Raw genomic sequence first — 842 nt, 5'->3', positions numbered from 1 at the left:
CAGTGACCACTTAACGCCTTGGGATCTGATTGCCAAAAGAGTGGAGGCTGCAGCAATGGCTGACTTTGTCATTGCACTTTATAATCCTCGAAGCGGTAGACGGACTAGGCAAATTGTTGAAACACAGAACATTTTACTGCGTTACCGCTCGCCCGAAACACCTGTCGGATTGGTAAAAAGTGCGTATCGCGATCGTCAGGATATTGTGATAACCAATTTGAAAGACATGTTAAATCACGATATAGGGATGCTAACAACCGTCATTATTGGAAATTCATCTACCTTTTTATATGATGACAAAATCATCACGCCACGTGGATATCAAAGAAAGTATACATTGAATTCGGAAAAGCAACCATTGAAGCCGCATCAACGCTTGCAAAAAGAAGCAGAACCTTGGGCATTAGATCAAGAAACGGGCTCTATGCAGGAAGCGTACACCGAGTCGACTGGCGGAGTTGGATTGCTTACAAAAGCACCAGAAAAAAAGAGCACATCTTTTGAAGTGGCAATGGAAGCCCTCACAAGAGTTAAGGGTCAAACAGTTCAGCAATCAATTACGCCGATTGTTCAGCAAAAAATTGAGTCGGTATTCGAGCTTGCCGTTAGCCCAGGTGTGGCGAACAAGCAATTTACTCCGAAACAAATGATGACACTTGCAGAAGTTGTTGGAGAAAAGGGAACGATGGAATATACACCAAATCATAAAATCGTTTTAAAGATTCCTACAACAGATCCAGAAGTTATTACTGGCAAATTGCAATCAGCAAACTTTTTATTATCGCCAATTGGGGATGTATTGACTTTAAAAGCCTGTGATTTCTGTGATGGTGAAAAAGTGG

Annotated in this window: 1 pseudogene; it reads left to right on the top strand. The window is 41.8% G+C overall.

Annotation, left to right across the window (positions count from 1 at the left end):
* Positions 1-842: pseudogene (locus tag AC1DUW_RS30855) on the top strand (precorrin-3B C(17)-methyltransferase); the annotation flags it as partial.

The sequence above is a fragment of the Peribacillus sp. P4_C12 genome (assembly GCF_056402095.1).
Note: the sequence above shows the minus strand (reverse complement) of the source record. Positions and strands in the feature narration are given on the sequence as shown.